The 19,348-nt window shown below is 66.1% G+C and carries 22 protein-coding genes and 1 pseudogene; 8 read left to right on the top strand and 15 right to left on the bottom strand.

From position 1 onward, the window contains the following. Positions 1–54 precede the first annotated feature (54 nt). The 4 genes from H8R18_RS02085 to H8R18_RS02100 all read right to left on the bottom strand — a co-directional run bounded on the left by H8R18_RS02085 (position 55) and on the right by H8R18_RS02100 (position 3,921). Positions 55–345: a WXG100 family type VII secretion target gene (locus H8R18_RS02085; RefSeq protein WP_191072136.1), complete on the bottom strand. Its 291-nt coding sequence runs from the start codon at positions 343–345 to the stop codon at positions 55–57. Between the two features lie 409 nt (positions 346–754). Further along, positions 755–1,438 (bottom strand): HD domain-containing protein, encoded by a 684-nt coding sequence (locus tag H8R18_RS02090; RefSeq protein WP_194189347.1) that lies wholly within the window; start codon positions 1,436–1,438, stop codon positions 755–757. 57 nt (positions 1,439–1,495) lie between these two features. Further along, a complete protein-coding gene (locus H8R18_RS02095; protein WP_191072134.1) occupies positions 1,496–3,208 on the bottom strand; it encodes a sensor histidine kinase in 1,713 nt (570 codons plus the stop codon). Positions 3,209–3,213: 5 nt separating this feature from the next. Beyond that, a complete protein-coding gene (locus H8R18_RS02100) occupies positions 3,214–3,921 on the bottom strand; it encodes a response regulator transcription factor (RefSeq protein WP_191072133.1) in 708 nt (235 codons plus the stop codon). A gap of 91 nt (positions 3,922–4,012) precedes the next feature. On the opposite strand from H8R18_RS02100, the gene H8R18_RS02105 reads away from it, so the two are divergent. From H8R18_RS02105 to H8R18_RS02135, 7 genes and pseudogenes are all read left to right on the top strand, one after another. After that, the gene (locus H8R18_RS02105; RefSeq protein ID WP_191072132.1) at positions 4,013–4,504 is read left to right on the top strand and encodes a PH domain-containing protein; all 492 of its coding nucleotides are present in this window, start codon (positions 4,013–4,015) and stop codon (positions 4,502–4,504) included. Between the two features lie 248 nt (positions 4,505–4,752). Next, positions 4,753–4,935, top strand: a pseudogene (locus tag H8R18_RS09855) (PH domain-containing protein); the annotation flags it as partial. Positions 4,936–5,474: 539 nt separating this feature from the next. Then, positions 5,475–6,146, top strand: coding sequence for a PH domain-containing protein (locus tag H8R18_RS02115; protein ID WP_194189348.1), 672 nt, complete (start codon positions 5,475–5,477; stop codon positions 6,144–6,146). Beyond that, positions 6,143–6,991 carry a DUF2520 domain-containing protein gene (locus H8R18_RS02120; RefSeq protein WP_191072130.1) on the top strand — a complete coding sequence of 283 codons (849 nt, stop codon included), beginning with the start codon at positions 6,143–6,145 and terminating at the stop codon, positions 6,989–6,991. The genes H8R18_RS02115 and H8R18_RS02120 overlap by 4 nt, the downstream gene beginning before the upstream one ends. Before the next feature lie 36 nt (positions 6,992–7,027). Further along, entirely contained in the window at positions 7,028–7,936 is a 909-nt protein-coding gene (locus H8R18_RS02125) for a pantoate--beta-alanine ligase (RefSeq protein WP_194189349.1), read from the top strand. 41 nt (positions 7,937–7,977) lie between these two features. Beyond that, complete coding sequence (lysS, locus tag H8R18_RS02130) at positions 7,978–9,474, top strand: lysine--tRNA ligase (protein WP_191072254.1); 1,497 nt, start codon at positions 7,978–7,980, stop codon at positions 9,472–9,474. A 46-nt stretch (positions 9,475–9,520) separates the two neighbouring features. Continuing rightward, positions 9,521–10,093, top strand: coding sequence for a PepSY domain-containing protein (locus tag H8R18_RS02135; RefSeq protein ID WP_191072128.1), 573 nt, complete (start codon positions 9,521–9,523; stop codon positions 10,091–10,093). Between the two features lie 78 nt (positions 10,094–10,171). On the opposite strand, the gene H8R18_RS02140 is transcribed toward H8R18_RS02135, so the two are convergent. From H8R18_RS02140 to H8R18_RS02180, 10 genes are all read right to left on the bottom strand, one after another. Next, entirely contained in the window at positions 10,172–10,402 is a 231-nt protein-coding gene (locus H8R18_RS02140) for a hypothetical protein (protein ID WP_191072127.1), read from the bottom strand. 210 nt (positions 10,403–10,612) lie between these two features. Further along, the gene (locus tag H8R18_RS02145) at positions 10,613–11,371 is read right to left on the bottom strand and encodes an iron ABC transporter ATP-binding protein (protein WP_191072126.1); all 759 of its coding nucleotides are present in this window, start codon (positions 11,369–11,371) and stop codon (positions 10,613–10,615) included. Continuing rightward, positions 11,368–12,405: an iron chelate uptake ABC transporter family permease subunit gene (locus H8R18_RS02150; RefSeq protein ID WP_227712843.1), complete on the bottom strand. Its 1,038-nt coding sequence runs from the start codon at positions 12,403–12,405 to the stop codon at positions 11,368–11,370. Before H8R18_RS02150 ends, H8R18_RS02145 begins: the two co-directional genes overlap by 4 nt. Further along, positions 12,402–12,935: an iron chelate uptake ABC transporter family permease subunit gene (locus H8R18_RS09030; protein WP_265087386.1), complete on the bottom strand. Its 534-nt coding sequence runs from the start codon at positions 12,933–12,935 to the stop codon at positions 12,402–12,404. The genes H8R18_RS02150 and H8R18_RS09030 overlap by 4 nt, the downstream gene beginning before the upstream one ends. Then, positions 12,929–13,438: an iron chelate uptake ABC transporter family permease subunit gene (locus H8R18_RS09035; RefSeq protein WP_227712844.1), complete on the bottom strand. Its 510-nt coding sequence runs from the start codon at positions 13,436–13,438 to the stop codon at positions 12,929–12,931. The genes H8R18_RS09030 and H8R18_RS09035 overlap by 7 nt, the downstream gene beginning before the upstream one ends. A 52-nt stretch (positions 13,439–13,490) precedes the next feature. Then, positions 13,491–14,078, bottom strand: coding sequence for an ABC transporter substrate-binding protein (locus H8R18_RS02160; RefSeq protein WP_194189403.1), 588 nt, complete (start codon positions 14,076–14,078; stop codon positions 13,491–13,493). Between the two features lie 51 nt (positions 14,079–14,129). After that, on the bottom strand, positions 14,130–14,423 hold the full coding sequence (locus H8R18_RS02165) for a hypothetical protein (RefSeq protein ID WP_194189350.1): 294 nt from the start codon (positions 14,421–14,423) through the stop codon (positions 14,130–14,132). A gap of 163 nt (positions 14,424–14,586) precedes the next feature. Beyond that, complete coding sequence (locus H8R18_RS02170; RefSeq protein ID WP_191072124.1) at positions 14,587–15,117, bottom strand: hypothetical protein; 531 nt, start codon at positions 15,115–15,117, stop codon at positions 14,587–14,589. A gap of 133 nt (positions 15,118–15,250) precedes the next feature. Further along, positions 15,251–16,777, bottom strand: coding sequence for a glycerol kinase GlpK (glpK, locus tag H8R18_RS02175; protein ID WP_191072123.1), 1,527 nt, complete (start codon positions 16,775–16,777; stop codon positions 15,251–15,253). A gap of 43 nt (positions 16,778–16,820) precedes the next feature. Beyond that, the gene (locus H8R18_RS02180; RefSeq protein WP_420826900.1) at positions 16,821–17,636 is read right to left on the bottom strand and encodes an MIP/aquaporin family protein; all 816 of its coding nucleotides are present in this window, start codon (positions 17,634–17,636) and stop codon (positions 16,821–16,823) included. A gap of 219 nt (positions 17,637–17,855) precedes the next feature. Between H8R18_RS02180 and H8R18_RS02185 the strand changes: the two genes are divergently transcribed. Next, positions 17,856–18,773, top strand: coding sequence for a sugar-binding transcriptional regulator (locus tag H8R18_RS02185; protein WP_223875354.1), 918 nt, complete (start codon positions 17,856–17,858; stop codon positions 18,771–18,773). Positions 18,774–18,776: 3 nt separating this feature from the next. Here H8R18_RS02185 and H8R18_RS02190 read toward each other — a convergent pair whose 3' ends face one another. Then, positions 18,777–19,346: an NYN domain-containing protein gene (locus H8R18_RS02190; protein ID WP_191072121.1), complete on the bottom strand. Its 570-nt coding sequence runs from the start codon at positions 19,344–19,346 to the stop codon at positions 18,777–18,779. Positions 19,347–19,348: the final 2 nt, after the last annotated feature.

The raw sequence follows: 19,348 nt of genomic DNA on the forward strand, positions 1-19,348 counted from the left end.
GGCCACGGTGCGACACCGTGGCCCCCGCCGCATTTTGTCTAAGTCGTGGCCGACTCAGCCGGCGAACAGGCCCACGGTTTGTGTCTCCGCGTCTTCGTACGTCGCCGACGCCTGAGCGAGAGCGGCCGAGATATGATCCAGCGCCGACTCCACCTGCAGTTGGGCGGCGTGCCAGCGACTCGCGCAATCGGCGAAGGCCAGCTGGCCCTGGCCGCTCCACGACGATTGCAGGGATCCCAGCTGCCCCATCATCGCGGCGACATCGGCGCGAATATGCTCGCCGATCTGGGACATGTGGGCGGCTGATTGGGACAGCGATGCGGAATCGACGACGTAGTGCGCCATGAGACTCTCCTAAGACGACAATGTGGTCTCATCAACTCTGCGGGCAGCCGAGAATCGTGACCCGGACACCGCGCCGATGGGCCGAATAGGTGCGCGTGAGCGTCCTGTGGGGACACCGATTAGCGCGTGGAACTATTCGGCGTCACGCACGCGAGGCTGTTCAGCCGTGTGAGAGCCGGCGAAATCCGCCAGATCGTCCTCAATCGCCTCGAGTGAGGACACCTCGCGGGCCGGCTCGATCGTCGTCTCGGCGACCGCGGGAGTTGGCGACTCCTCGATGTCGGGGCTCGGGGGCGCGGCCTCGGGGGTGGTGGCATCGGGATCGACCTTGGGCTTGGCCGTCGACTTTTTGATGACGATGGTGCCCGAAGCCGGCCCCGAGGTGACGACGCTGTCGGAGTCGCCGCCGTCATCGCTGTCGCCGATCTCCTGGTTGAGACGAGCCAGCTCGGAGGTGAGATTTCGACCGGGCCAGCTCCTCGTCCTCCTCGGCCAGCGGCGAGCGGAAGATGGACGCCTCGTCGAGGAGTGCGCGGACCTGGCGACGCCGCCCCAGCAGGTAGAGGCGGCGTGGCAGGTGGGCATACTGGTCGCACATGCGCTCGCGGTAGTCGCGATAGGCCTGCGGGGCGATGGTCAGCGACGCGAGCAGCGCGTCGTGGAACACCTGCGCGTCGACGGAGTCGAGGGGGTCGTTGCCCGCAACGGCCTCGATCAGGCCGCTCACCCGGGCTGCCACGTCCGTGGGCACGCCGAGTAGTGGCAGGCGAGCCTGGGCGAGGCGAGCGCCGGCCAGCAGGTCGCGCCCCGTGTGGACGTAGTCGAGGCTGCGCGGGGTGTAGAAAATGGCACCGTGATAAAAGGCGGCCAGCTGGAGCTCCTCGGGCGCATGGGCGCAGCCCGAGAGGTTATCGAGGGCGTCGAGAATGCGGATGAGGAACTTCGTGTTGTGGCACGTGCGTTCCTCGGTGCTCCACGCATCGAGGAGATCGCGGGCCTCTTCCTTCAATCGCTCGGCGTCGGCTGTGGCTCCGGCGTCGCGAACGGCGTTGATATAGACCGAGGTCAGCCACCCAGACGACTCGATCGCCATGCTTGACTCCTAACGGACGACAGCGGACGATCGCCATCATAGGAGGCCGGCGCGACTTTATCGACCCTGCTCATCGGGAACTGCTCCCGAGCGGGTGGCTTTGCGCGCGACCTTGCCCAGCCGCTTGGCGCCGTCTTTTGCCCCTCGCTTCGCCGAGCCACGCGCCTGACGTTTGGCATCGGGGCGATCGGTGCCGCTGTCGGGCGCGGGTGCGTCGAGGCAGCGGGGGAATGCCAGGCGCATCGTCAGGCCTCCGCCCTCGGTTTCGAGGGCGCGTACCCCGCCCCCGTGGACGTCGGCGACGGTCTTGACGATCGACAGCCCCAGTCCCGTGCCGCCGGTGTCGCGCGAGCGCGAATCGTCGATGCGGTAGAAACGTTCAAAGACGCGGAGCCGATCGGCCTCGGGGATACCCGGGCCGTGGTCGCGTACCTCGATGACGACGGCGTCCTCGGCGTCGTGCGTGCCGACCAGGTAGGGGCTGCGCGGCCACGTGGCGCGCTCGGTCTCGATGTCAGCCAGCGCGACCGTGCCGATTGCCAATTCGACGGGGGAGCCGGTCGGGGTATAGCGGTCGACGTTGCCGACGAGGTTTGTCACCACCTGCGACAAGAGGTTGCGATCGGCGATGGCATGCAGCTCCTCGCACGCGTCGCCGCCGTCCAATCCGATCAGTGAGACGTCGCGCCCGGGATCAAGCGCGGTGAGGTCCATCGCGGCCTCGCGGACGATGGTGACGATGTCGACGCTGGCGAAGCTGATCCTGCGTCCCTCGTCCAAGCGAGCCAAGCGCAGCAGATCCTCGACCATCCCGCCCATGCGCGTTGCCTCGGATTCGATGCGTGCCATGACCTCGGTGATGCGCTCGGGAGGCACCCCGCCGAGGCGGTACAGCTCGCCGTATCCGCGCACGGCCGCCAGCGGGGTGCGCAGTTCGTGGGAGGCATCCGAGACGAACTGGCGCATCTTTTCTTCCGAACGCTGCCGCTCGAGGAAGGCTCGTTCGATGCGCCCGAGCATGCGGTTGAGCGATCGGGTGAGGGAGCCGACCTCGGTCGTCGCCGGTTCGCGAGGTGTCACGCGCTCGGACATGTCGCCCTCGACGATGCGCCCGGCCACGCTCTCGATGGCGCGCAGCTCGCGCAGGGACAGGCCCACGAGGTAGTGCGCGGCAAAGCCTCCCGTGGCGACGAGAATGAACGACGCGATGAACAGATAGATTGCCGTGTTGTTGAGCGTTTCTTGGATGTTCGTCAGCGGCAGCGCAACGATGACCGTGCCGACCTTGTCGGCAGAGCTGCCCGAGGAGGTAAACATCGGCACGGCCTGGGCGCGCCAGGCTTCACCGTGCATCGTCGAGCGCACGGTCGTCGGCAGCGACGTCTGCAATCCGGTGGCCTGGTCGAGCCGTTCGATGTCGGCGGGCGCCGGACGTCCGAGGTCGTCGACGTTGGAGGGCAACCATTCGCTGACTCGCTCACCCGACAGGTGGACCCGTACGTAATAGGAGGTCGGGATCGTCGACGCCGATTGTCCCACCGGCGAATTTGCGGCGGTAAGCGCGACCTGCTTTGCCGACGCCGCCAGCTGGGCGTCGACCTGGCCGATGAGGTGGGATTGCAAAATCCCGATCACCGTCGTGCCGGCCAGCATGAGGCCCGCCGTGAGCAGGCCGACGGTGATCGTCGTCAGCCGCGTCGACAGGGGAGTGGCGAACCACCGGCGACGTATCGCCTGCCCGAGTGCCGGCGGATCATACGCAAGCCCCACGAGCCTTACGCGTCTTTCTCACGCAACAGATAGCCGACGCCGCGACGGGTATGGATGATGTCGCCGGACGACCCGGGAACGTCGAGTTTGCGACGCAGATAGGAGATGTAGGACTCGACGATGGCGGCATCGCCGGTCCAGTCGTATTCCCACACGTGGTCGAGAATCTGCATTTTCGACACCACCCGGCCCTCGTTGAGCATGAGGTAGCGCAGCAGCTTGAACTCGGTCGGACTCAGCTCGATGAGCTGGTCGGCGCGGCGAACTTCGTAGGCGTCCTCGTTGAGGACGATATCGCCGACGCGGATCACCCCATCGTCGCCGTCGACCTGGCGCGTGCGCCGCAAGATCGCGTTGATGCGCGCGACGACCTCTTCGAGTCCGAACGGTTTGGTGACGTAGTCGTCGCCGCCGACGGTCAAGCCCTGGACCTTATCCGTCATGTCGTCGCGGGCCGTGAGGAAGAGGATCGGCATCTGCATACCCTGAGCGCGCAGCTTTCGGGTGACCGTGAAGCCGTCGAGGTCCGGCATCATGACGTCGAGGACGATGAGGTCGGGCGCGTGGTTCTTCGCCTCCTGCAAGGCCTGGCGGCCGTTTTCCGCCGTGACGACCTCGAAGCCGGCGAAGCGCAGGGAGGAGGCGAGGAGGTCGCGGATGTTGGGTTCGTCATCGACAACGAGGAGCCGGGCGGGCGAGGCGCTGGGAGTCATGGCGTCATCATCGCAAACAAAGCTGGACGGTGTCTGGATTGTTGCTGAAGCGACCTGACACGGACGTGACCGCCCTGGTATACGTGAAGACATGGCCGCGACGATGACGACACCGTTGGACCCACGCCCCCTGCGTGCCATCAGCCCGAAACTGGCGACAATCCGATTCATCAGCCGATGCGTCCCGCCAGGCGTTGTTGCCGTGGCGTGCCTCATCGCCGCGCTCATCTGGCAGCGGTGGTATCTCGTCCTTGCGGCCGCCGTGGCGATCGTCGTCACCGCGTGGATCGGGTGGCTCGTTCCCCGCCAGGTTCGCGGAATTGGTTACCTCGTCGACGACACCGACCTCGTCGTCGCCAGCGGCATGATGTTCCGGTCGCTGACCTCGGTGCCCATGGGGCGGCTGCAATACCTGGAAATCGAACGCGGTCCCCTGGAGAAGCGGTGGGGATTGGCGACGTTGACGCTGCACACCGCCTCTGCCACGACGAACGCGTCGATTCCCGGGCTCACCAATGACGAGGCGGTCGCGCTGCGCGAGACGCTGTCGCAACGCGGCGGCGCTCACCTTCAGGGGCTGTGAGACACGTGGAAGAACCGACGACACCGACGCGGCAGGAGCAGTGGCATCGCGTCCACTGGCTGAGTCCGCTGGCGCAAACGTGGCGAGTCCTCCTCGTCCTCCTCGCCATCGTGGGGGTGCGCGGAGCCGATGCCATCCAGACCTTTATCGACGTGTGGCGCCATGAGGGCCTCGTCGGCTCCCACATCCGCCTCGTCCTCGCCGGGATCGCCGGCGTGACGGTGATTGTCGCCATCGGGCTGACCATCATGTGGCTGCGCACGGGATACCGCCTCGACGCCGACGCCGTGGCTTTCCGACACGGCCTCATCTCGACGACGAATCGGCGTGTGCCGCTGGACCGCGTCCAAGCCGTCAACATCTCGCGCCCGCTGTTGGCCCGGGTCCTCGGACTGGGCAACGTCATCGTCGAGTCCGCGGGTGGTCGTGGCTCGCACGTCACGATCGGGCTGCTCAACAACCACGACCTCGACCGGTTGCGCGACGAGATCAACGCCCGCGTCGCGCGCATCCACACCGATAGCGAGGACGCGCATGCCGCCGCGCCCGGTTGCACCGACGAGCCGAGCACCGCACGCACGCGGTGGGAGACGCGCATGCGTGCCGACGACCGCTTCGACGAGGGCGATCACCGCCTCTATAACCTGTCCGTCGACACCCTGGTGCGCTCGCGGATGTGGTCACTGTCGACGATCGTGAGCGTCGTTCTCCTCATCGGTGCGCTCGTCGCCGTCGTTGTCATGTTTGTCGTCATCAAGGCCTCGTTCCTGACGATCCTCACCACCAGCCTGCCGTGGCTCGTTCCCATCCTGGGGCTGGCCGGCAACCAGGTGCGCAAGCTGAGCGTCCACTACAACACGCGCATCGATGCCACGCGCGGCGGGTTGAGGCTGTCGCGCGGGTTGACGTCGACGGAATCTCAGGTGCTGGGCCGGGTCGCATTCACGGCATCGTCCTCAAACAAGACCCGTTGTGGCGGTCTCGTGGTTGGTGGACGATCGACCTCATCATCGCGGCCTATCAGGGTGCCAACGAGAATGCCCGCGCGGTCTCGCGCACACTCACCCCGGTCGCGAGCGTCGACGAGATCGCCCTGTTCTTGCGTGCCGTCCTCCCCGAGTTCGCCGAATCATCCACCGCGCAATCGGTCCTCGACGCGGCGATGCACGGCAGGGGTGCCGATGGGGGATTCCTTGCGGCAGCGCGCGGTGGACGGATCTTCTCACCGCTCGCCTACCCTCGCCTCGGGGCCTACTTCCAGCCCACGGCGTTTGTCACGCGCTCGGGATGGTTGTATCGCGAAGTCACGATCATCGATCCCGCGCACGTGCAGGGTGTCACCATCAGCGCGGGCCCCTTCGACCGCCGCTGCGCGATGGCGGACGTCACGGCTCACGCCGTGGGCGGGCTCACGAGCCGCGGCGTCATCTTGGCCACCCACCTCAACGAGGCCGACGCGTTCGCGCTGCGGACGCAGCTGGCCGCGCACGCGCGGGTCTCGCGCGACCTCGAGGCCCCGGCGAAGTGGCGGGAGCGGATGCGCAATCTTGCCGATGTTAATGCGCCTCGCTCCGCCGTCGCTGCACCCGACGGTGCCACGCGCGAGACGAAAGTGGCTGGCGATCTTCGGGAGTGGCAATGAGTGCGCCCGGGCGATTGCGTCAGGGAATCATCGGTGAGTCCGCGGCGGCGATCACGCTGGCCACGGCGCTGCACCGGTGCGGGCACGTCGTGACGATGGCGAGCGTGCGCGACGCAGAGATGGCCGAGCGCCTCGACGCTCTCGCCCCCGGGGTGAGGGCGGGCGAACCGGGCGACATCGTGGCCGGTTGTGACCTCGTGTGGATCGCCGCCGATGACGCACGGGTGGGCGAGGTCGCGCGGGAGCTGGCTCGCGCGGGCGCCATTCGTCCGGGGATCCTCATCGCCCACGCATGCGCGGGGATCGGGCTTGAGCCGTTGGAAGTCGCGGAATCCCAGGGGGCAACCGTATTGGCCTTTACCCCGCTGGCACCGCTGGACGCGACGTCGGTGAGCGTGGCACGCCTGTCGGGGATGGCGCTCGCCGTCACCGCCCGTGCCCCGTTTCTCCCAATTGCTCAGGCGCTGGCGACCGAGATGGGCGCGATGCCGGTCACCATCGACACCGACGAGGCGCCGATCGTTCACGAGGCAGCCCGTCTGGCCCTCACTCACGTCGGCGTGCTCCTCGACGCTGCGACGCGCCTATTGGGGGCCGTCGGAGTGGATAATGCCGCGGCGATTATCGCGCCGCTGCTCGAGAGTCATCTCCATGCCGGCCCCGGTGCCGTTGCTGAGACCCTGACGCCGCAGGCGCAGGCGCGCCTTCACGCGCGCCTCGACCGGATTCGGTTAAGCCCGCTCGACGAGGACGATCCCGAACCGGCGACGGATGCGCTCGCCGACGTCGCCGCCCTCATCGATGCGCTTGAGGGCCACCTGTCACGTGAGCGGGGTGCGCGCTAAGCTGGACGGGCACATGAACGCGACACGGGAGGCGACGTGAGCGAGCCGGAGATCCAGATCATTCACGAGCGCGAGACACTGCGCGAGACACTGGCACACCGCTCGGGCCGCGTCGCGATGGTCCTCATTCAGGGACCGTTGCACTACCGTCACCTGGCGAACATCGCCGAGGCTGCCCGCACGTGCGAGACCATCGTCGCCGTTGCCCTCGTCTCGCGCGAACAGGCGAATTATCTGGCCGCGCCCCAGGCGCTCGATCGTCCCGTCGCAGCCGAGGCCGAACACTTAGAACGCGCCGGAGCCGCGATCTATTTTGTCGCCTCGGTCGACGACATGTTCCCCTACGGTGCCCCCATGATCGCGATTACGAGCGCGCAGATGGAGCAGCTACAGCGAACGTCGGCTTACACCGACGAGTACTTCGCCGGTGTCATCCACTTCTACGCCAAGCTCATCAACATCGCGCGCCCGAGCGACATTTACGTCTCCCAAAAGGACCTCCAAGAAGTCGCGGCGTTGCGCCAATACGTGCGCGACTTCGACGTCGACGTCGAGGTTCACGCCGTCATGCTCGCCCGCGAGGCCGACGGGTTGGCCGCAGACCCGGTCAATCACGAGTTGACCGAGCAGCAGCGCACGCGTGCGCTCGCGCTCTCGCGTGCCCTCTACCGCGGCGTCCAGGTGGCCGCGTCGACGGGGTCGGCGCAGGCCATCGTCGAGGCGACCACCGCCGTGCTCGAGGAGGCCGACGGCGTCGACCCGATCCACGTCGAGCTGCTCGACCCCTTCACCCTGTCCGAGGCCAGCGTCGAGCGCGGCACCGCCGTTCTTCTCGTCGTCGCCCGGGTCGGTTCCTTCACGCTGTCGACAACATGCTCGTTGTGCTGCGGCGCAGTTAGCCGCCGTTTCGTCGCCTGTCGTGGCCCGGTTAAAATGACCGGGTGAGTGACGCGAAAAATACTGCCCAGTCCGATGTTCCCGAGCAGATGCGCGTGCGCGCCGACAAGCGCGCCGGCCTGCTCGAGGCGGGGACGTCTCCCTATCCGGTGAGCTTGCCGATCACCCATACGATCAGCCAGGTCCGCGAGGCCTACGCGCAGTTGGCCCCCGGAGAAGAGACGGACGACATCGTCGGCGTCGCCGGGCGCGTCATGTTCGTGCGCAATACGGGAAAACTGTGCTTCGCCACTTTGCAGCAGGGCGACGGCACGCGCATCCAGGCGATGTTCTCGGCTAAGGACGTCGGCACCGAGTCGCTGGCGGATTTCAAGTCCCTCGTCGACCTCGGCGATCACCTGTTCGTTCACGGTCGCGTCATCTCGTCCAAGCGCGGGGAGCTGTCCGTGTGGGCGCTGCCCGGAGAGGACGCCCCGGCGTGGCAGCTCGCATCGAAGGCGCTGCGCCCCTTGCCCAAGACCTTCACCGACGCCGAGGGCAACGAACACGCCCTCAGTGAAGAGATGCGGGTGCGATCGCGTCACCTCGACATGATCATGCGGCCCGCGGCCCGCCAGATGGTGCGCACGCGCTACGAAGTCGTCAAGTCCTTGCGTCGCTTCCTCGACGACCAGGGGTTTATCGAGGTGGAGACGCCGATGCTGCAAACGCTGCACGGCGGGGCCGCGGCGCGCCCCTTCGTCACGCACATGAACGCCTACGACATGGACCTCTATCTGCGCATCGCTCCCGAGCTGTTCCTCAAGCGCTGCGTCGTCGGTGGCATCGACAAAGTCTTCGAGATCAACCGCAACTTCCGTAACGAGGGCGCCGATTCCTCGCACTCGCCCGAGTTCACCATGCTCGAGGCTTACCAGACCTACGGCACCTACGACACGATCGCCGCGCTGACGCGTGGCTTCATCCAGCAGGCCGCGCGCGACGTGTTCGGCAGCGAGGTCGTCACCCTAGCCGACGGGTCCAGCTACGACATGTCGGGCCAGTGGCGCGAACTTGACCTCTACGGCTGCCTGTCCGAGAAGGTTGGTGAAGAGATCACGCCGGCCACCCCGCGCGAGCGCCTCGACGCCATTGCCGAGCGGTGCGGGGTCGAGTACGACCCCAAGATCATCGACGGCAAACTCGTCGAGACCCTGTTTGAGGAATTGGTCGGCGATGACCTGTGGGAGCCGACCTTCGTGCGTAACTATCCCGTCGATACCTCCCCGCTCGTGCGTCAGCACCGTTCGCGCGAGGGCGTCGTCGAAAAGTGGGATCTCTACGTGCGCGGCTTTGAGCTGGCGACGGGATATTCCGAACTCGTCGACCCGGTGATTCAGCGTGAACGCTTCGTCGAGCAGTCGCTGCTGGCCGCTGGCGGGGATCCCGAAGCGATGCAGGTTGACGAGGACTTCCTGGCGGCCATGGAGGCCGGGATGCCGCCGACCGGCGGAATGGGGATGGGGCTGGACCGCCTGCTCATGGCGTTTACGGGCCTGGGGATCCGCGAGACGATCACGTTCCCGCTCGTCAAGCCCACCGACTAGTCCTCAACGTCGCGCGCGCAGGCCCGCGGTGTGTTTGAGTGGAAGTATGACCCATCGTCGTTACCTTCCCCTTGCTCTAACCGCCCTGACCTGCGCGGCGCTCGGCCTCGCCGGGTGCACCCAGAACGGCGCTGCTCCGCGTGAGACCGAGACCGTCACGCAGACGCCGACGGCGCAGCAGGAGGCGTCGTCATCCGCGGGGCACGCCTACGCCCCGTTTGCCGACGCGGATGCCGTCGTCGCCGCTGCACATGCCGTTGTGGCCGACCATCCCGGCACCGTTATCGGCGTAGACACGGACAATCGCGCCCACAACATCACCGTCACCGTGCGCGAGGGTGCCGACGAGGTCACCTACACCGTTGCGGAGGGCGGGCAGATCCGCGAATCCGACCGCGATCGCGAGGATGACGCGCTTCCCAGCGGTCTCATCGATCTGTCGCGAGCGTTGGAGGCGGCACGCGTCGCCGGCACGGACTACCTCGACGACGCGGAGATTGACGAAGACTCCGGCAGGTGGCGCTGGGAGATCTCGGTCGATGACGCCGACGGCCACGACCTGCGTGAGGTCGTCATTGACGCTCGCACGGGTGAGATCATCACGGACACGACCCCATAGCCTGCTGCGGGGCGAGGGCCCCGATATACGCGTCGGCCCCGGGGATATCCCCGGGGCCGATACGTCGATAAGACGCTGTTAGCTACGCAGCGAGTGGACGAAGAACGTCGCGGCCAGGCCCATGCCGGCGATCGCGACGAGCAGGCCACCGGCGACGCTGAGGATCACCGACGAGGCGGTAACACCGCTGACGACGAGCAGAACGCCGCACACGATGAAGCCGACCGTGGCGATGCGCAGGGCGAGCGACATGCTGATGGTCTCGAGGTGGGCGAGGTCCGCGCTCTTGTAGTGGGCGTAGGGGTACATGGTCTGTCCTTCTCTCTTCTCTTCTCCTCTTCGGGGCTGCTGCGTTCTCGCTGCGCCCCCGGGCTTGAAACATCTTCAGATTAAGTCGGTCGGTGCTATCGCGGCGATCTGACATGCTAATGAAACCGCCCGTTGGCGGCTGCCTAATATGCCTCTCACCTGGATAAATATGGGCTTGGCGCGCGCTAAAAGGTGATGTCGCTTACGTGATCAGGGTCGCGCTATCGCGACGGGGTGGCCGTCGACGTGCACGACGGTGGTCTCGACGTCAAACACGTCGGCGAGCGTGGGTGGCGTCATGACCTCATCGGGGCTGCCGACCGCGATGACGCGGCCATCTCGCATGGCGACGAGGGAGTCGGCGTAGGTGGCGGCGGTATTGATGTCGTGCAGGACGATAATCACCGAAACGCCTCGCTCGTCGCAGATGCGACGCAGATGGCGCATCATCTCGCGCGCGTGATGAAGGTCGAGGGAAGCCAAGGGCTCGTCGAGCAGTAGGTAGTGAGCGTCTTGGGCAAGCGTCATGGCGATGAACGCCCGCTGCCGTTGGCCGCCCGAAAGCTCATCGAGGAAGCGATGGGATAGATCCGCCATGTCGACGCTGCGCAGCGCGTCGTCGACAATCTCTTCGTCGCGCGACGTCAGTGATCCTGCCGAGTGGGGGTGGCGGCCGAGGGCAACGAGCTCGGCGACGCTTAGCCGAACGGACAGGTGGTTTTCCTGGCGAAGGATCGCCAGGCGCTTGGCGAGTTCGCGCGGCTTCCACTCCGGTACGGCGACGCCGTCGACGCACACATCCCCGGCATCAAGGGGGTGAAGGCGGCCGATTCCTGACAGCAACGTCGATTTACCCGCCCCATTAGCTCCGATGAGGGCGGTCATCCCCGACTCGGGCAGGTTGAGGCAGACGTCGCGGACGACGGGTGAGGAGGTGTAAGACATCGTGACGTTGGTCAGCGAGATCATCGGCGCGACTCCTTGACGATCATGGTGAGCAAAACGATCCCGCCGACGAGTTCGAGAATGACGGGAAGCACGGTGGCGTGAGAGAACGCGTGCTCAAGCAGCGCCTGGCCACCGACGAGGACGATGACGCCGATGAGGCACGAGCCGAGGAGGAGGGTTCGCAACCGCGTCGAGCTCAGGGCAAAGACGGCGATGTTGACGACGAGGAGCCCGAAAAACATGAGCGGGCCGACAAGGGCAGTTGCGCACGCGACGAGAACGGATGAGATGACGAGTGCCCCGCGGCACTCGCGTCGGTAGTTGAGACCGAGTGAGATGGCGAGATCGGGTCCGAGGGCGAGCACGTCCCACACCGGGGCGCGCCACCAGATGATCGCGAGACTCGCAAGCGTGACGACGCACGTCACGACGAGCGAACGCGAATCGATGACGGTGAACGACGCCATTGTGTGGTCCTGAACGCTCAGGTATTCGTTGGGATCCATGACGAGGGCGAGCATCGCCGTGAACGAGCGCAGCATCGTGCCGATGACGATCCCGACGAGGACGAGCAGGTGGATGCTCGCACGGGTGCGGGTGAGCACGAGAGCGAACAGTCCGAGAGCCAACAGCGTCTGCACGCCGGCTTGCAGGAGAAACAACCCGAGCGAGGGGATCCGGTTGACGGCTGCCGATCCCGCGACGAACACGAGCCCCGTGGCCACCAGGGAATACATGGCGTCAAAGCCCATAACTGAGGGAGAGAGGATGCGATTGCGGGTGACCTGCTGAAAGACGACCGTCGCCGTCGGCAGGGCGAAAGAGACGACGACGAGGCCGATGAGCCGGGGGATGCGCAGCGGCGCGATGATCTGCCACGCAGCCGGGGGCGCCCACAGGGCGAAGGCCCCGATGCACGCGACGGCGAGGATGCCGGTGACGACGAGACCTCGCCGCACCTCGCGTCGGCGCTGCCGTAGCACGACGTGGGTTCGCGGCGCAGGCGCGCTCTCGCCGTGAGGGGGAGCGGTGGGACGCGCGAGCGTGAGGTTCACTGACGGACTCCTGTGCGAGTGAGGAGAAAAATGACGAACACCGCACCGCCGAGGACCCCCATGACGGTGCCGACGGGGATCTCGGCCGGAGCGACGATCGTGCGCGCGAGGATATCGGCAATGAGGACAAATCCCGCTCCGCCGACGGCGACAAAGGGGAGGCATCGGCGCAGATAATCCCCGACGAGTAGCGAGACGACATTGGGGACGACGAGACCGAGGAACGGCAATGCCCCCGCGACGACAGTGGTGACGCCCGCGACGACGGCGACAATCGCCAGGCCCGCTGCGCGAACCTGCCCCAGGCGCAGTCCGAGGTTGGCCGCAAGGCCGTCACCCAGGGCAAGCACGGTGAATGCGTCGGCGAGCAGGTAAGCGATGATCCCCGTGATGGCCACGATCCACAGCAGCTCGTAGCGTCCCTTGATGATGCCTGAGAAATCGCCGGTGCTCCACGCTGCCACCGTGCCCTGTAGCTGGAACTTCCATGCCAAGGCGCTCACCCCGGCACCGATGATTCCCGTCAGCAAGATGCCGATGAGGGGGACGACGATGAGGTCGCGGTGGGGGCAGCGCCCGGATGAGGGCGAGGAGCAGCAAGGTCCCCGCCAGCGCGGCGACGATCGCGACCGACATCTTGGCCACGACGCTGGGCCTGGGGCGCGACGATCGTGACGACGAGGATTCCGAGGCTCGCCGACTCGGTGACGCCGGTCGTCGAGGGCTCCACATAGCGATTGCGCACGAGCATCTGCATAATAAGCCCCGCCATGGCCATTGAAGCTCCCGCGAGGACGACGGCGAGGGTGCGCGGCAGGCGCGAGAGGGCGAACGTGCGGATCTGGTCGGCATCGGCGGTGCCGCGCACGAGGTCGATGAGAGACAGCGAGGCCGTTCCCGTCGCCAGCGACCAGGTGAAGAGGATGAAGACGGCGATGCAAGCCAGAGCGAGCGCGACGACGTCGCGGCGCATCCCGTGGCGGGGGAGCGGCCGCGACGTCGCGCGTGGTGCCGTGGGGGCTATGGAGGTCACTTCAGTGCCCTGCCCACCTCGTTCAGTTCGGCGACGTAGTTTGTCGCCCCGGTCATGACGACGTACCAGCGTTGAGAATCGAGGTAGACGATGTGGTCGTTGCGTGCGGCGCGGGTCGAGGCGACGAGGTCGTTCGCCATGACTGTTTCGCCGAGGTGCCGGAATTGCCCTGGCCGATCGCCGCGTCGCGATCGACGACGAAGATCCACTCGGGGTCGAGGTCGGCCAGCGTCTCGAAGGAAATCTTTTGTCCTTTGTGGCCCTCGTCGGCGCCCTGCGAGGACAGCTCAACCGGGGTGAAGCCGAAGACGTCGAACAGAGGGGCCCACCGCGAGCGCGCGCCGTGGAGGCTGAGTTCAGAGCCGCTAACCATGACGACGGCGGCGCTGCCGCGATCGCGTGCCGTGTCGGTGTAGCGCTTCACGGTGGCGTCGATCGTCTTAATGGCGCGCGCGGCCTCGGTCTCGTGGCCCGTAGCCTGCCCGAGCAGTTTCACCTGGGAGCGCGCCTGCTCCGTGTAGTCGCCATCCTTTTCCCACGACACCGTCGTGTCGATGGTCGGCCACTTCTGGGAAAACGACTCGGCGTAGGAGGCTGAGCGTGAGGCGACGACGACGAGGTCTGGCTGAAGTGCCGCGATGGCCTCGACTCGGGCTCCTTCAGCGTGCCGACGCTCGTTGTCGTCGAGTAGTCAACGCCCTTGTCGTCCGAGAGCCAATCGGGCAGGGAATCGGTGATGGTGCCCACGACGGGTCGCGCCGGCGCCGATGGCGTCGATGGTGTCGAGCGCGGCCATGTCGAGGACGACGATGCGGCGCGGCTGGGCTTTCAGGGTCGTCGTGCCGGATGCGTGCGTGAGGGTGACGGGGAACGTGCCGCTTGCTAGAGAGGAGCTTTTCTCCGAGGCAGTGTCGGCGTCCGGGGTGCAGCCGACGAGGGCGGTGACGGCCAGGAGGGCGGCAGCACACGATGAGATGATCCGCATAAGATCCACCTTTAACTAAATGAACAAAGGTAGACCTATGTTAAGTAGCGACAAGCTTTCCTGGCAAGTGTGCGGCTTGGTCAGCTCAGGGCGGCCTGTGTGGGGTGATAAACGTGTGCGGCCCGCACACCAGGCACGGGCCGCACACGATCGGGCGAGGAGACTACTGTCCCGTCGTTGCCTCCGAGGCGATCGCCATGGCGTCGAGGTACCACTTGCCATCGACGAGCTTGACCGGCCAGGTCTCACCGTCGACATTGACGGTCGCGCTCGTGTCACTCGTCTTCGTCACGCTGACCTCAGACTGCTCAAGGGCCGCCCGCGCGGCGGGGGAGCTCAGCAGCTGGCGCTGCTCGTCGGTGAGCGTCTGCTGCATACCTTGGACACATCCGTCAACGGCCGAGGACATCGAGGTGAATGCCGGCTCGAAAGCCTGCTGGCACACGCCCTGATAGTCGCCGGCGAGCAGCAGGGTCATGTACTTCTTGACGACGCCCTCGGGGGTGTCGTGGCTCGCCTCGACCTTACCGAAGGTGAGCTTGCCGTCGTCAGTCGTGGCGGACTCAGTCGCGCTCGCGGACGTCGTGGGTTCGGACGATGCCGGGCGAACCTTGGAATCGGCGCTGTCGGAACCACACGCGGTGAGGCCCGCGGCCAGAGCGCAGGCCGCGGCTAGAGCGAGAAGACGTTTCATCGGGGATCCTTTGTTAGTGAGAAGAAAAACACCGAGGCCAGTATATATTCGCGATTCCGCCGCTCGGTAGGGTGTTCACGCGAATACGGGTGTGCGCCCGCGGCGGCAACCGCGGGCGCACACCGGCGACGCATCAGTCTTGCTTGACGTCGTCGTCGACCCAGTCGAACGTCCGGGTAACCGCCTTCTTCCACAGGCGGTACTGGCGCTCGACCTCGTCCTTATCGCCGGCGGGCTCCCACCGCTTGCCTTCGGACCAGTTGTCGATGACGTCTTGCTCGCCGTCCCAGAAGCCGACCGCGATGCCCGCGGCGTAGGCGGCGCCGAGCGCCGTCGTCTCCATGACCTTCGGGCGCACGATCGGCACGCCGACCTGATCGGCCTGGAACTGCATGAGCAGCTCGTCGTTCGTCATGCCGCCGTCGACGCGCAACTCCTTGAGGTCGACGCCGGAGTCGGCCACCATGGCATCGAAGACCTCGCGCGACTGGAAGGCCGTCGACTCCTCGACCGCGCGGGCGATGTGGGCCTTCGTGTTGTAACGGGTGAGGCCGACGATGGCGCCGCGGGCGTCGTCCTTCCAGTAGGGAGCGAACAGGCCCGAGAATGCCGGGACGAAATACACCCCGCCGTTGTCGTCGACCGTGCGCGCCAGCGTCTCGATCTCCTTGCTGTCGCTGATGAGGCCGAGATTGTCGCGGATCCACTGCACGAGCGAGCCGGCCACGGCGATCGACCCCTCAAGCGCGTATACGGGCTTGTTGTCGCCGATCTTGTAGCACACCGTCGTGAGCAGGCCGTTGCGCGAGAACACCGGCTCCTCACCCGTGTTCATGATGACGAAGCAGCCCGTGCCGTAGGTGTTCTTGACCATGCCCTTCTCGAAGCAGGCCTGACCGAACGTCGCGGCCTGCTGGTCGCCAAGGATGCCGGCGATCGGGGTGTCGACGAGAAGGCCGTTTTTGCGGCCGTAACCGTAGATCTCGGACGACGAACAGATCTCGGGCAGCATCGACATGGGGATGCCGAAATCGGCGCACACGTCCTCGCGCCACTGCAGGGTGCGAATGTCCATGAGCATCGTGCGCGACGCGTTTGTCACGTCAGTCTTGTGGACGCCGCCGTTGACACCACCCGTGAGGTTCCACAGCACCCAGCAGTCGGTGTTGCCAAACAGCAGGTCGCCGGCCTCGGCCTTCTCGCGCGCGCCCTCGACGTTGTCGAGGATCCACGTGATCTCGGGGCCGGAGTAGTACACGGACAGGTCGAGTCCACAGATGTCGCGATACTTCGACATGCCTTCGTCGCCGGCGAGGTCGCGGATGATCTTCGAGGTCCGCGTGTCCTGCCAGACGATGGCGTTGTAGACCGGCTCGCCGGTGTTCTTGTCCCACACGACGACGGTCTCGCGCTGGTTAGTGATGCCCACGGCGGCGATCTCGTGGCGGTTCGTCTCGGCCTTTTGCAGCGCGTCGGCCACGCAGGCGCGGACGTTTTGCCAGATTTCGACGGGGTCGTGCTCGACCCAGCCGGCTTTGGGGAAAATCTGGCGATGCTCGCGCTGGCCCAGCGAGACGATGTCGCCGGAGTGGTCGAACAAGATGGCACGCGACGACGTCGTGCCCTGATCGATGGCGAGGACGTATTTCTTTTCCGTCATGAGGTTGATCCTTTATCTCTAGCGGTGGTGATGTAGGGCGGGGTTATACGGCCATGCCGACGGCGAGGACGGCGAGGACGGCGAGGACGGCACCGATGATCGGGCCGACGATCGGCACCCAGGCGTAGGACCACTGCGCGTCGGACTTGCCGCCCTTCATGGGCAAGATGGCGTAGGCGACGCGCGGGGCGAGGTCACGGGCTGGGTTGATGGCGTATCCCGTGGGACCGCCCAGGGCGATGCCGATGACGACGATGCACAGAGCAACAGCCAGGGGGCCTACCTGGGTCGGGGTGCCGCCGGAGACCATGACGAAGGCGATGAGGGCAAACGTGCCGATGGCCTCGGTGACGACGTTCCACGGGCCGCTCTTGACCTCGGGGGCCGTGGCGAAGCAGTACAGCTTCATGCGCGGATCGTCCATCTTCTGGTCGAATTGCAGCTTGTAGCAGGCCCAGGCGATGACGGCGCCGACGAACGCGCCGGCAAACTGGGCGATGCAGTAAATGGCGATATTCCCCGCCGTGACGGGAATCCCGCCCTCGGCGAGCGCGGGGCCATTCAGCGTGACGTCGGGGTTGATGGCGTGCCACACCGCCTTGGCAATGGTGACCGCCGGGTTGAGGTGGCCGCCGGTCTTCCACGCCGCGTAGACGCCCATGTAGACGGCCAAGCCCCAGCCGAAGTTGATCATGAGCCAGCCTCCGCCCATGCCCTTCGACTTCAATAGGTTGTTCGTGGCGCAGGTGCCGGCACCGAACATGATGAGGATTGCGGTGCCAAAGAATTCGGAGAAGAAAATCTCGGATCCACCTGGCGGCGTCGCTGCCGCGAGGTGGGGAAGCATGGAGACGATCACAGTAGTCCTTCCCATCGGGGTACAACGGCGTACCGACGGCCCGTTGGGGACGGGCCGCACGCGGGTCCGGACCCGCCACATCCGAGCCGGATGAGTGAGCCGGAACACTATTCATTTTGTGTATTGTTGACTGGAGCTGCAACACCTCTGCATAAATGTGCACGAGTCGTCGAAGGGGATGGGAGATTGCGAGACGTCACCATGCACAAGGCGGCGACCATGTACTACCTCCAGGGTCAAACGATGGAGTCGATCGCCGCTCACCTCCACACCTCCCGTTCCTCCGTGTCACGGTTGCTTTCCCAGGCGCGTGAAAGCGGGATCGTGCGGATCTCGGTGGCGCCGTTGGAAGAGACGGGTTCGCATCTGGCGCGTCAGCTCCACGAGGCCTTTGGAGTGCATGCGTGGGTCGTTCCCGTGCGCCCCGGAGCCTCCCAGGTGCGGCGACTCTCGCAGGTCGCGGCTGTCGCCGCCGAAAACTTCATGCAGATGATTGCCCCCGGCATGGTCGTCGGCTTCGCGTGGGGAAACACGACCGCCGAGGTTATCCGCCACATTCCGCGTCGCGAGATCCCCGACGTCACGCTCGTCCAACTCAACGGCGCGGCATCTCACGAGACGACGGGCGTGCCCTACGTTGGCGCGATCATGGCCGAAGCCGCGGCGGCACTGGGGGCACGCTCGGTCCATTTCCCCGTCCCGGCATTCTTTGATTACGCCGAAACCAAGCAGGCGATGTGGCGCGAGGGGTCGATCCGCCAGGTCCTCGACTTGCAGCGGCGCTGCTCGCTCGCCCTGTTCGGCGTTGGCGGTCTCACCGCCGAGATCCCGTCACACGTCTACTCGCAGGGATACCTCTCGCGCGAGGACCTCAATGCGCTGGATGCCGACCGGGTCGTCGGCGACGTGTGCACGGTTTTCATCCGCGAAAATGGCACCTACCGGGGGATCGAGCTCAACCAGCGGGCATCCGGCCCCACCCCCGACGAGCTGCGCCGCATCGACCGGCGGCTGTGCGTCGTCGCCGGCCCCGCGAAGGCCCCGGCGTTGCTGGGGGCGCTGCGCGCACAGGTCGCGACGGACCTCGTCGTCGACGAACAGACTGCGCGACAGGTCGTGCGCCTGGCGCAGAAGTAGCGCTCAGAGGAAGGCTTCGGGCCGGAACTCGTCAAGCGGGATGATCTTGAGGCGGGGCAGCGAGACCTGGAAGGCGTGGACGTCGTGCTCGAGGTCGCACACCTCGAGTCCCTCGGGTACCAGCTGCGCCAGCGACGAGGAGAGGAATTCGGGAAAAGCCAGGACGCCGACGCGGTGACCGGCCGCCAACAGGGCCTCGACCTGCGGAACGAAGTCGCCGTCGTGGCTGCCCAACAACACGTTGCCGCGTCCCGAGGCGCGAATGGCGTCGAGCATCCGCTGGATACCGATGTCGACGACCTTGTCTTCGGCGTCGTCAGACGACAGCGGAATCGGCGTGTAGTCCATGGCGAGCAGCGCCTGGACGAATCCCATGGGCAGGTGCCCGGAGGAGGCGTTGAGGAAGAACAGACCCTTGGTCGTATCGGTGTCGAACAGCCCGGAGGCAAAGCGCAAGACTCGATCCCAGCGGGGACGTTCCTCGGGATCGGGCCGGCGCGAGAGCACGCTCATGCCGAGCGTGGCGTCAATATTCTCACCGTCAATAACGAGATACGTGGGCTCACTAGCCATGT

It is taken from the genome of Nanchangia anserum, from assembly GCF_015240065.1.
Taxonomy (GTDB): Bacteria; Actinomycetota; Actinomycetes; order Actinomycetales; family Actinomycetaceae; genus Nanchangia; species Nanchangia anserum.

What these genes read in the sequence shown, in the direction of transcription:
- glpK (WP_191072123.1), bottom strand. Translation starts at nt 16,777, where the DNA reads ATGACGGAAAAGAAATACGTCCTCGCCATCGATCAGGGCACGACGTCG.
- H8R18_RS02120 (WP_191072130.1), top strand. Translation starts at nt 6,143, where the DNA reads ATGAGTGCGCCCGGGCGATTGCGTCAGGGAATCATCGGTGAGTCCGCG.
- H8R18_RS02085 (WP_191072136.1), bottom strand. Translation starts at nt 345, where the DNA reads ATGGCGCACTACGTCGTCGATTCCGCATCGCTGTCCCAATCAGCCGCC.
- H8R18_RS02135 (WP_191072128.1), top strand. Translation starts at nt 9,521, where the DNA reads ATGACCCATCGTCGTTACCTTCCCCTTGCTCTAACCGCCCTGACCTGC.
- H8R18_RS02105 (WP_191072132.1), top strand. Translation starts at nt 4,013, where the DNA reads ATGGCCGCGACGATGACGACACCGTTGGACCCACGCCCCCTGCGTGCC.
- lysS (WP_191072254.1), top strand. Translation starts at nt 7,978, where the DNA reads ATGCGCGTGCGCGCCGACAAGCGCGCCGGCCTGCTCGAGGCGGGGACG.
- H8R18_RS02185 (WP_223875354.1), top strand. Translation starts at nt 17,856, where the DNA reads ATGTACTACCTCCAGGGTCAAACGATGGAGTCGATCGCCGCTCACCTC.
- H8R18_RS02165 (WP_194189350.1), bottom strand. Translation starts at nt 14,423, where the DNA reads ATGCGGATCATCTCATCGTGTGCTGCCGCCCTCCTGGCCGTCACCGCC.
- H8R18_RS02190 (WP_191072121.1), bottom strand. Translation starts at nt 19,346, where the DNA reads ATGGCTAGTGAGCCCACGTATCTCGTTATTGACGGTGAGAATATTGAC.
- H8R18_RS02170 (WP_191072124.1), bottom strand. Translation starts at nt 15,117, where the DNA reads ATGAAACGTCTTCTCGCTCTAGCCGCGGCCTGCGCTCTGGCCGCGGGC.
- H8R18_RS02090 (WP_194189347.1), bottom strand. Translation starts at nt 1,438, where the DNA reads ATGGCGATCGAGTCGTCTGGGTGGCTGACCTCGGTCTATATCAACGCC.
- H8R18_RS02145 (WP_191072126.1), bottom strand. Translation starts at nt 11,371, where the DNA reads ATGATCTCGCTGACCAACGTCACGATGTCTTACACCTCCTCACCCGTC.
- H8R18_RS02140 (WP_191072127.1), bottom strand. Translation starts at nt 10,402, where the DNA reads ATGTACCCCTACGCCCACTACAAGAGCGCGGACCTCGCCCACCTCGAG.
- H8R18_RS02100 (WP_191072133.1), bottom strand. Translation starts at nt 3,921, where the DNA reads ATGACTCCCAGCGCCTCGCCCGCCCGGCTCCTCGTTGTCGATGACGAA.